Origin of the sequence: Streptomyces sp. M-16 (genome assembly GCF_052114405.1) — a bacterium.
In the GTDB taxonomy this organism is placed as follows: domain Bacteria; phylum Actinomycetota; class Actinomycetes; order Streptomycetales; family Streptomycetaceae; genus Streptomyces.
Window position 1 is genome coordinate 1 of record NZ_JBFRER010000181.1, and the last position, 10,184, is coordinate 10,184.

The following is a 10,184-nucleotide window of genomic DNA, read 5'->3' on the forward strand; positions in this document are numbered from 1 at the left end:
GCGCCGGGGCGAGCGTGCCCGGACAGGGCCGCCGCGCCCGCCGGGCCGCCCCCGCGGAGCCCGCGCCCGAACCGGCCCCCGCCGAGGCCGTCGCCGACCCGTACGCGCAGATCCCGGCGCAGCAGGTGTACGGGGAGGAGTCGTACGCCTACCAGGAGCCCTGGTCCCCGTCCCCGTCCCCGTACGGGGACGGGCAGCAGCCGCCGCAGCAGCCGGCGGAGCACGGCGACCCGTACGCCCAGCAGTACGCCCAGCCGTACACCCAGCCGTACACCCAGCCCTACGCCGCCCCGCCGCACCCGGACGCGCAGCAGCCGTACGACCAGCGGCAGCAGTTCGGCTTCCCGCAGCAGCAGCCGCCCCACCCGTACGAGTACGACCAGCAGCCGTACGACACCTACGGACAGCCCGACCCGCGTCCGGACGGGAGCCCCCAGCAGTGAAGCAGCGCGCCCCCCTCACGTTCGCGGCCGTGACCGCCGCCCTGGCCGCCGCCTGCGGCCTGGCGGTCCTCACCGCCCCCGCCGCCACCCCGGCCGGGGGCACCGGCGGCCCGCCCGCCGCCCGCATGCCCGTGGAGCGGTCCGTGCTGGTGTGCCCGGCGCCCAGCTCCTCCGACATCGCCGAGACCACCTACACCTCCCTCACCCCCGGCAAGGGCGCGGGCAAGGGCACGGCCCGGCTGCTGACCAAGGACGGCAAGACGGTCCTGCAGCCCAAGGAGCCCGGCAGGCCCGTCGGCGCCACCGCCTCCGGAGCCGAGGCGCCCGCGCTGACCGGCACCGCCGACGGGGTCCTCGCCCCCGGCTGGACCGCCCAGCAGACCACCAAGGTCGCGGTCGGCCAGGCCCGCGGCCTGCTCGGCGTGGCCTGCACCGCACCCGGCACCGACTTCTGGTTCCCCGGCGTCAGCACCGCCAAGGGGCGCCAGGACTACATCCACCTCACCAACCCGGACGACACCGTCGCCGAGGTGGACGTCAAGCTGTACGGCCCCGACGGGCTCGTCAAGGGCAAGCCCGGCACCGCCGACACCGTCATCGCGGTCGACCCCCGCTCCACCACCAAGGTGCTGCTGTCCTCCCTCGCCCCCGACGCCCCGCTCACCGACGTCACCGCGCACGTGACGACGGGCTCGGGCCGGGTCGGCGCCTCCGCGCAGATCGGCGAGGACGGGGTGGGCGCCGACTGGCTGCCCGCCTCGGCCGGACCGGCGGGCTCCGCCGTCCTGCCCGGCATCCCCGCCGACGCCACCTCCGTACGCCTGATCGCCTTCGCCCCCGGCGAGGACGACGCCGACCTCCGCCTGAAGCTGGCCGGCCCCACCGGCTCGATCAGCCCGGCCGGCGCCGAGCAGCTGCACCTCAAGGCGGGCATGACCGCGAGCGTGGACCTGAAGGACGTGACCCGCGGCGAGGCGGGCTCCCTGCTGCTGGCCCCCGCCGACCCGAAGAAGGCCGTCCCCGTCGTCGCCGCCCTGCGCGTGGTCCGCGGCACCGGCGCCAAGCAGGAACTGGGCTTCATCCCCGCCGCCGTCCCCGTGGGCGCCCGGGCCACCGTCGCCGACGACCGCGTCGACGACAAGGCCACCGCCCTGGCCCTCACCGCCTCGGGCGGCGCCGACGCGAAGGTCCGCATCACGGCCTCGGCCGGGACCGAAGGCGGCGAGAGCGCCGTCAAGGAGGTCACCGTCAAGGCGGGCACCACCCTCGCGGTGTCACCGCCGCCGGCCCCCGCGGGCGGCAAGGGCGCCTACGCCCTGACCCTGGAGACCCTCTCCGGCGGCCCCGTCCACGCGGCCCGCATCCTGACCCTCCCGCACGAGGGCATCCCGATGTTCACCGTCCAGACCTTCGGCGACGACCGCTCCACCGTCTCGGTGCCCCGCGCCGTCGAGGACCCCTCGATCCTCGTCCGCTGACCACCGCTGACCACCGCTGACCAGCGTCCCGGTACGGGCCTCAGTCCTGCCCGTACCGGGGGTCCACGGTCTCCGGGGACAGCCCCAGCAGCTCCGCCACCTGTGACCACCGCTGACCACCGCTGACCAGCGTCCCGGTACGGGCCTCAGTCCTGCCCGTACCGGGGGTCCACGGTCTCCGGGGACAGCCCCAGCAGCTCCGCCACCTGCTCGACCACGATCTCGTGCACCAGCAGCGCCCGCTCGTCCCGCGTCTTCGCCCGGATCTCCACCGGCCGCCGGAACACCACGATCCGGGCCGGCCGCCCCTCCTGGGCCTCCACCAGCCCGCCCAGCGGCACCGCCTCGTCGTTCCACCCGGCGTCGGGGCCGCCCGGCGGCCCCGGCACGTCCGCGATCACGAACTCCACCTCGGCGAGCTGCGCCCAGCGCCGCTCCAGCCGCTCCACGGAATCCCGTACGAGGTCACCGAACAGCTCCGCCCGGCTCGCCGACAGCGGCACCTGCGGCGGCGCGAGCGGCCCCCGCATCCCCCGGCCGTGCCGGTCGCGCCGCCGCGGCCGCGGCTCGTGGGGGTGCTCGGCGGAGGGAACGGGGCGGGGAGGAAGGGAGCTGTCCGTCACCCCCGCAGGGTAGCCCGCACCCCACCTCCCGGAAGGGCCTCGATCCGGTCACGGCCCGGTGTCGCGGCGGTGTCACACCCCGGACGATCCGGCCCGGACCGGGCACCGGCGCGGACCCGACGGCCCCCGCCGGACCCGTCGTGGGAGGCGACACGGGGGACCGGCCGGGGGGCGAGTCGTCGCGGCCCGGTCAAGAGTGCGGTACCGTCCAACGTCGTGAGCCTTGTACGTCGCTGTTCGCGCACCGCGTGCGGCCGCCCTGCCGTCGCCACACTGACGTACGTCTACGCCGACTCGACCGCAGTTCTCGGCCCGCTCGCCACCTACGCCGAACCCCACTGCTACGACCTGTGCGCCGAGCACTCCGAGCGCCTGACCGCCCCGCGCGGCTGGGACGTCGTCCGCCTGTCGGACGGCTCCGGCCCGTCCCGCCCCAGCGGTGACGACCTGGAAGCCCTCGCGAACGCCGTGCGCGAGGCGGCCCGTCCGCCGGAGCGCGCGGCCGAAGCGGGCGGTTCCGGTCAAGGTCCCCAGGTGACCGGCGAGACGCGCCGCGGTCACCTGCGCGTCCTGCGTTCGCCCGACTCCTGACACCGGGATCGTCTGAAAAGCCGCTCCGTGCACAGGGTAGGTTTGCTCCACCGCACAGAACCTTCAGGAGGGCAGGCAGTGGCCGCAGATCTTTCGAACATCGTCAAGGCATACGACGTACGCGGCGTCGTACCGGACGAGTGGGACGAGCCCCTGGCCGAGCTGTTCGGTGCTGCGTTCGTCGAGGTCACCGGCGCCACGGCGATCGTCGTCGGTCACGACATGCGGCCCTCCTCCCCCGGCCTGTCGGCCGCCTTCGCCCGGGGCGCCTGCGCCCGCGGCGTGGACGTCACCCTGATCGGGCTGTGCTCCACCGACCAGCTGTACTACGCCTCCGGCAAGCTGGACCTGCCCGGCGCCATGTTCACGGCCTCCCACAACCCGGCCCAGTACAACGGCATCAAGCTCTGCCGGGCCGGCGCCGCCCCCGTGGGCCAGGACACCGGTCTCGCCACCATCCGCGAGCTCGCCGAGAAGTGGACCGACGAGGGCGCCCCGGCGATCCCCGCCGGCACCGTCCCGGGCACCGTCACCGAGCTGGACAGCCTCCCCGGCTACGCCGAGCACCTCAAGGGCCTGGTCGACCTCACCTCGATCCGCCCCCTCAAGGTCGTCGTCGACGCGGGCAACGGCATGGGCGGCCACACCGTCCCCACCGTCTTCGAGGGCCTCCCGCTGGACCTCGTCCCCATGTACTTCGAGCTGGACGGGACCTTCCCGAACCACGAGGCCAACCCCCTCGACCCGAAGAACATCGTCGACCTCCAGGCCCGCGTGATCGCCGAGGGCGCCGACCTCGGCCTCGCCTTCGACGGCGACGCCGACCGCTGCTTCGTCGTCGACGAGCGCGGCGAGGGCGTCTCCCCGTCCGCCATCACCGCCCTGGTCGCGGCCCGCGAGCTGGCCCGCAACGGCGGCACCGGCACCGTCATCCACAACCTGATCACCTCGTGGTCCGTCCCGGAGGTCGTCCGCGAGAACGGCGGCACCCCGGTCCGCACCCGCGTCGGCCACTCCTTCATCAAGGCGGAGATGGCCTCCTCGGGCGCCATCTTCGGCGGCGAGCACTCGGCGCACTACTACTTCAAGGACTTCTGGAACGCGGACACCGGCATGCTCGCCGCGCTCCACGTCCTCGCGGCCCTGGGCGGCCAGGAGGGCACCCTGTCCGCGCTGGTCGCCGAGTACGACCGCTACGTCGGCTCCGGCGAGATCAACTCCACCGTCGCCGACCAGGCGGGCCGCACGGCCGCCGTCAAGGCCGCGTACGCCTCCCAGGAGGGCGTGACCTTCGACGAGCTCGACGGCCTGACCGTCTCGGCCGCCGACTGGTGGTTCAACCTCCGCCCCTCGAACACCGAGCCGCTGCTGCGCCTCAACGTCGAGGCCCGCGACGAGGCCACCCTGGCCAAGATCCGCGACGAGGTCCTCGCGCTCGTCCGCGCCTGAGGTTCCCCCTCCCGGCGCCGGGCCGCCGACCTCCGGCCCCGCCGGCGGTCGAGGCGCGGGGGTCCGGCGGCAGGGCCCCCGGAAACGGACCCGCACCCGCCGCGGTCCCCGCGCCGCCCTCCCGGGGGCGGCCCGGGGCCCGGGGCGGAGCCCCGTGAAGTCCGCCACGCCGACGCGGGGCCCCCGGGCCCGGCGGGCCCACCCCCACCTCCGAGCCGCACCGCAGGTGACTCGGCGGTACGCTGACCACGCCCGATCCGCGATCCGCGACCCGTATCCCCGAAGGGAACCGCCCCATGCCGCTCGAAGCCGGCCTGCTGGAGATCCTCGCCTGCCCCGCCTGCCACGCCCCCCTCCGGGACAACTCGGCAGACGAGACCGCACCCGAGCTGATCTGCACCGGCCAGGACTGCGGCCTCGCGTACCCGGTCCGCGACGGCATCCCGGTCCTCCTCGTGGACGAGGCCCGCCGCCCCGCGTAACCCCTCCCCGCCGCACCGCCCGACCCGCGCAGCGCAGACCGCACACGCCGTCAACACCGCCGGAGGCCGCCATGCTCGACGAGCCACTCCTCGACGCACCGGACGATCTCGCCCGTGCCGACCGCCGCGGCCTCCTCCGGGGCGCCGCCGACGCCGGGGCGAGGGTCCGCACCGCCGCCCGGCACGCGACCGAGGCGGGCCTGGCGGACCTGCGCCCCGACGGGCGCCCCCGGGCCGTCCTCATCGCCGGCCCCGGCACCGCGGCCACCGGCGTCGCCGACCTCCTCGGCGCCCTCGCGGGAGCCAGTGCCCCGGTGATCCGGCTGCACCCCACCGGCGTCGCGCACGCCGCCGGGGCCCTGCGCTGGGCGCTGCCCGGCTGGGCGGGACCGGTGGACCTGCTCCTCATCGTCACCACCGACGGCACCGAACCCGGCCTCGCGGTCCTCGCCGAGCAGGCCTACCGGCGCGGCAGCTCCGTGGTCGCCGTCGCCCCCGAGCGCTCCCCGCTGAGCGAGGCGGTGGACGGCGCGCACGGGGTCCTCGTACCGATGGCCAAGGCCCCGTACCAGGAGTACGACGAGTCCGCCGCGGCCGGCCCCGGCGCCCTGTGGGCCCTGCTGACCCCGCTGCTGGTCCTCCTGGACAAGGTCGGGCTGGTCTCCGCCGCCCCGGAGACCCTCCAGCTCGTCGCCGACCGGCTCGACCGCACCGCCGAGCGCTGCGGCCCCGCCATCGCCACCTACTCCAACCCGGCCAAGACCCTCGCCGCGGAGCTCGCCGACTCCCTGCCGCTCATCTGGAGCGAGGGCGCCGGAGCCGGCCCCGCCGGCCGCCGCTTCGCCGCCACCCTCGCCGAACTGGCCGGCCGCCCCGCCCTCGCGGCCGACCTCCCCGAGGCCCTGCCCGCGCACGGCGTCCTGCTCGCCGGGGCCTTCGCCGCCGGAGCCGACCCCGAGGACTTCTTCCGCGACCGCGTCGAGGAGCCCCAGACCCTGCGCGCCCGCGTCGTCCTGCTGCGCGACCGGCCCGCCGGAGGCCTCTCCGCCGCTCCCGCCGCCCGCGAGCTCGCCCTCAGCCACGACACGGCCGTCAGCGAGCTCGAACCCGAGGAGGGCACCGAGCTGGAACAGCTCGCCGAGCTCCTCGCCGTCACCGACTTCGCCACCGCCTACCTGGCGCTGGCGTCCCGGGGACACAGCTGAGGCACACACCCGTGCCCGCACCACACCAGATCCAGGAAGACGACGATGGACCGCCTGACGAACACGATCCGCCCCTACGCGTGGGGATCCACCACCGCGATCCCGGCCCTCCTCGGGGTCGAGCCCACCGGTGAGCCCCAGGCCGAGATGTGGATGGGCGCCCACCCCGGCGCCCCCTCCCGCCTCGACCGCGGAGCGGGCGGGACCACCCTGTCGGCCGTCATCGCCGCCGACCCCGAGGGCGAACTCGGCTCCGCCGCCGTCGCGAAGTTCGGCCCCGCCCTGCCGTTCCTCCTGAAGATCCTCGCCGCCGGGGCCCCCCTCTCCCTCCAGGTCCACCCCGACCTCGCCCAGGCACGGGCCGGCTTCGAGGACGAGGAGCGCCGAGGCGTCCCGATCGACGCGGGCCACCGCAACTACAAGGACGCGAACCACAAGCCCGAACTGATCTGCGCCCTCACCCCCTTCGACGGCCTGTGCGGCTTCCGGCCGCCGCGGGAGGCCGCCGACCTCCTCGAAGGCCTCGGCGTCGACTCCCTGAAGCCGTACGTCGACCTCCTGCGCGCCCACCCCGAGGAGGCGGCCCTGCGGGAGGTCCTCACCGCCGTCCTCACCGCCGACCGCGAGGAGATGGCCCGCACCGTCGCCGAGACCGCGGCCGCCGCCGAGCGCCTCGGCGGCCCCTACGCGCCGTACGCCGGCCTCGTCCACGACTACCCCGGCGACCCCGGCGTGATCGCGGCCATGCTCCTCAACCACGTCCGGCTCCAGCCCGGCGAGGCCATGTTCCTCGGCGCCGGAATCCCGCACGCCTACCTCGACGGCCTCGGCGTCGAGCTCATGGCCAACTCGGACAACGTGCTGCGCTGCGGCCTCACCCCCAAGCACGTCGACGTCCCCGAGCTGCTCAAGGTCGTCGTCTTCGAGCCCAGCGCCCCCGGCGTCCTGCGCCCCGAGGGCGGCGCCGAGGAGGTCTACGAGACCCCCATCGACGAGTTCCGCCTCTCCCGCTTCGTCCTGGCCCCCGGCGGCGCCCCCCACACCCTCCCGGACGCCGCCCCCCAGATCCTGCTCTGCACCGCCGGGGCCCCCAAGGCCGGCGAACTGACCCTCGCCCCCGGCGAGTCGGTCTTCGTCCCCGCGGGCGAAAAGGTCGAACTGTCCGGTTCTGGTACGGTCTTCCGCGCCACCCTGGTCCTCTGACGTAGCGTCGGCCGCACAGGCAGCTGCAACAATGTGCGGCCGTAGTCAGTGGCTAGGAAGGGACATCGGCACCCATGAGCGCGTCGGGCGGTACCAGGGCGATCGTGGCGGCACTCGCCGCCAACCTCGCCATCGCTGTAGCCAAGTTCGTGGCATTCCTCATCAGCACCTCCTCGTCGATGCTCGCCGAAAGCGTCCACTCGCTGGCCGACTCCGGGAACCAGGGCCTGCTGCTCCTCGGCGGGAAGAAGGCGAAGCGCGAGGCGACCCCCCAACACCCCTTCGGGTACGGGCGGGAACGCTACATCTACGCCTTCCTCGTCTCCATCGTCCTCTTCACCGTCGGTGGCCTGTTCGCCGTCTACGAGGGCTACGAGAAGATCCACGACCCGCACCCGATCAAGGCCTGGTACTGGCCCGTCGGCGTCCTCGTCTTCGCGATCGTCGCGGAGGGCCTCTCCTTCCGCACCGCGATCAAGGAGTCCAACGAGATCCGCGGGAACCAGACCTGGAGCCAGTTCATCAGGCGCGCCAAGGCCCCGGAGCTTCCGGTCGTGCTCCTGGAGGACTTCGGCGCGCTCATCGGGCTCGTCCTCGCCCTCGCCGGAGTCGGCCTCGCGCTGCTCACCGGCAACGGCGTCTGGGACGGCATCGGCACCGTGTGCATCGGCGTACTGCTGATCGTCATCGCCATCGTGCTCGCGCTGGAGACCAAGTCCCTGCTCCTCGGCGAGGCCGCGGGCACCGAAGAGGTCGAGAAGATCAAGGCCGCCCTCGTCGACGGCGACACCGTCACCCGCGTGATCCACATGCGCACCCTGCACCTCGGGCCCGAGGAACTCCTCGTCGCCGCCAAGATCGCCGTCCAGCACGACGACACCGCGACCGAGGTCGCCAACGCCATCAACGCCGCCGAGGCCCGCATCCGCGCGGCCGTCCCGATCGCCCGCGTCATCTACCTGGAGCCGGACATCTACCACCCCGAGGCCGCCAAGGCCGACGGGAACTGACCCCGGTCCGGACACGCGAAGGCCCCCGCGGCTCACCGAGCCGCGGGGGCCTTCCCCTGTCCGTACGGGAGGTCGTCCTCCGGTCCTACGAGGGCACGTCCGCGCGCCCACCGGGCCCGGCCGGCGCCTGCGCGTCCCCCGGACCCGGCTGCGCGACGACGGGCGCCTGCTCGCCGGCCCCCTCACCGCCGCCCTCGCCCGGTTCCGGCGCAGCCGGAGAGGGGATCGCGGCGGCGGGGACCGCGGCGGTGGGGACCGCGGCGGGCCGCCCGGCCCGCCCGCGCGCCCGCCGGGCCACGCCCGCCAGCACACCGCCGAGCAGGATCACCAGAGCGCCCGCCAGCTGCCCCCACACGGCCAGCTTCGCCATCGGGTACGGCACGACCCTCGCGGTGACCTCGGCCGCCGGGACCGGACCGTTGTTCGCGTACTGCGAGCCGTCCGAGTTCATCCGGTTGTCCGCCATCAGGAAGACGTACCCCTTGGGCACCTTCACGTTGAAGGCCACCGCCGAGGGGTTCTTCCACTGCTCCAGGTACGGCTCGTCCAGCGGCATGCCGTTCAGCACCAGTCGGTACTGGCCCGCCACCTTGCTGCTCGGCTTGTACTGGATGCGGTCCCCGCCCACGGCGACGACCCGGTTCATCTGGGTCTTCTGCAGGGACCACGGCACGGAGGCGAGCACGACGTCACCGCGCTGCAGCTTCCCCTTGGCGACCGGTTCCAGGTAGATGCTCTCCCCGTTGGTGTAGGTCGGGGTCATGGTCCAGCCGACCTGCTTGCCCTCCGTGTACCGCGAGGGCGGGTTCACGGCCTTCGCCACCGTCACCCCGCCGAGGATGACCGCTCCGAGCACCAGCAGGACGATCGCCGCGATCCCGCGTCTGCGTCCTGGCCTGTGTTCCATTTCGTCCCTTCCGATGTACCTGCCTTGCATCGTAGGTCGACCGGGACGCCGTCGATGCCGCCGGGGGGCTGGTGTGCCAAGTACGTACATACCGATTCGGACACTGCGCGCACGCCGCCGGGTCCCGCACCGGAGCGGTACGGGACCCGACGGGACGGAGCGGAAGGACCGCCGCTAACGGATCTCGCGCAGCACCTCCAGGACGGCCGCCCGGTCCGGCGCGCCCCGCAGCCGGTCGCGGAAACCGGTGTCCATCAGCTTGCGCGACAACAGCGCCAGGATCCGCAGGTGTTCGTCCCCGGCCGCCGCCTCCGGCACCGAGATCATGAAGACCAGCCGGGCCTTCGTACCGTCGAGCGCACCCCACTCGATGCCCTCGGCGGACCGGGCGAAGCCGACCGTGGGACGCGTCACCGCGTCCGTCTTGGCGTGCGGGATCGCGATCGACTCGCCGAGCCCGGTCGTCCCCTGCGCCTCGCGGGCGAGGGCGACCCGGACCAGCTCGTCCACGTCGCGCACGTTGCCGGTGGTGGCCGGCATCTCGGCCATTTCCCGGATCGCCGCCTCCTTCGAGTCCGAGACCAGCTCCGGCTTGACCGTCCGCGCGGTCAGGTACCCGGACAGCACCTCCGCCTCCTCCCGCGCTACGGGGGCCGCGGTGACGGAGGCGGTGACGGGCGCGGCCCGCGTGAGGACGGCCGTCCCGTCCGCACCGGCCCCCGCGCCCACCAGTACGGGCTCGGGCGCCGGCGCGGGTACCGGCGCCGGGCCGCCGCGGCGCTCCGCCGCGCCG

The 10,184-nt window shown here is 74.6% G+C and carries 10 protein-coding genes and 1 pseudogene; 8 read left to right on the plus strand and 3 right to left on the minus strand.

From position 1 onward, the window contains the following. A pseudogene (locus AB4039_RS39730) lies at positions 1-443 on the plus strand (hypothetical protein); the annotation flags it as partial. Continuing rightward, the gene (locus tag AB4039_RS39735; RefSeq protein WP_266839395.1) at positions 440-1,921 is read left to right on the plus strand and encodes a DUF5719 family protein; all 1,482 of its coding nucleotides are present in this window, start codon (positions 440-442) and stop codon (positions 1,919-1,921) included. The pseudogene AB4039_RS39730 and the gene AB4039_RS39735, both read left to right, overlap by 4 nt. Positions 1,922-2,067: 146 nt before the next feature. Here the strand turns inward: AB4039_RS39735 and AB4039_RS39740 are convergent, their stop codons facing one another. Beyond that, positions 2,068-2,451, minus strand: a complete 384-nt coding sequence (locus tag AB4039_RS39740; RefSeq protein ID WP_266841677.1) for a metallopeptidase family protein — start codon at positions 2,449-2,451, stop codon at positions 2,068-2,070. Positions 2,452-2,760: 309 nt separating this feature from the next. On the opposite strand from AB4039_RS39740, the gene AB4039_RS39745 reads away from it, so the two are divergent. The 6 genes from AB4039_RS39745 to AB4039_RS39770 all read left to right on the plus strand — a co-directional run bounded on the left by AB4039_RS39745 (position 2,761) and on the right by AB4039_RS39770 (position 8,484). Then, complete coding sequence (locus tag AB4039_RS39745; RefSeq protein WP_030231678.1) at positions 2,761-3,135, plus strand: DUF3499 domain-containing protein; 375 nt, start codon at positions 2,761-2,763, stop codon at positions 3,133-3,135. Positions 3,136-3,213: 78 nt separating this feature from the next. Beyond that, positions 3,214-4,584: a phosphomannomutase/phosphoglucomutase gene (locus AB4039_RS39750; protein ID WP_442273060.1), complete on the plus strand. Its 1,371-nt coding sequence runs from the start codon at positions 3,214-3,216 to the stop codon at positions 4,582-4,584. Between the two features lie 296 nt (positions 4,585-4,880). Then, positions 4,881-5,066, plus strand: a complete 186-nt coding sequence (locus AB4039_RS39755) for a Trm112 family protein (protein WP_266839393.1) — start codon at positions 4,881-4,883, stop codon at positions 5,064-5,066. A 71-nt stretch (positions 5,067-5,137) separates the two neighbouring features. Then, positions 5,138-6,271, plus strand: a complete 1,134-nt coding sequence (locus AB4039_RS39760; RefSeq protein ID WP_266839391.1) for an SIS domain-containing protein — start codon at positions 5,138-5,140, stop codon at positions 6,269-6,271. Between the two features lie 45 nt (positions 6,272-6,316). Continuing rightward, on the plus strand, positions 6,317-7,474 hold the full coding sequence (gene manA / locus AB4039_RS39765) for a mannose-6-phosphate isomerase, class I (protein WP_442273061.1): 1,158 nt from the start codon (positions 6,317-6,319) through the stop codon (positions 7,472-7,474). A 74-nt stretch (positions 7,475-7,548) separates the two neighbouring features. Continuing rightward, positions 7,549-8,484 (plus strand): cation diffusion facilitator family transporter, encoded by a 936-nt coding sequence (locus AB4039_RS39770; protein ID WP_266839387.1) that lies wholly within the window; start codon positions 7,549-7,551, stop codon positions 8,482-8,484. A gap of 85 nt (positions 8,485-8,569) precedes the next feature. Here AB4039_RS39770 and lepB read toward each other — a convergent pair whose 3' ends face one another. Both lepB and AB4039_RS39780 read right to left on the minus strand, forming a co-directional pair. After that, positions 8,570-9,391 (minus strand): signal peptidase I, encoded by an 822-nt coding sequence (gene lepB, locus AB4039_RS39775; RefSeq protein ID WP_266839385.1) that lies wholly within the window; start codon positions 9,389-9,391, stop codon positions 8,570-8,572. A gap of 174 nt (positions 9,392-9,565) precedes the next feature. Beyond that, the coding region (locus AB4039_RS39780; protein ID WP_442273062.1) for a PTS sugar transporter subunit IIA at positions 9,566-10,184 on the minus strand (619 nt) is incomplete at its 5' end.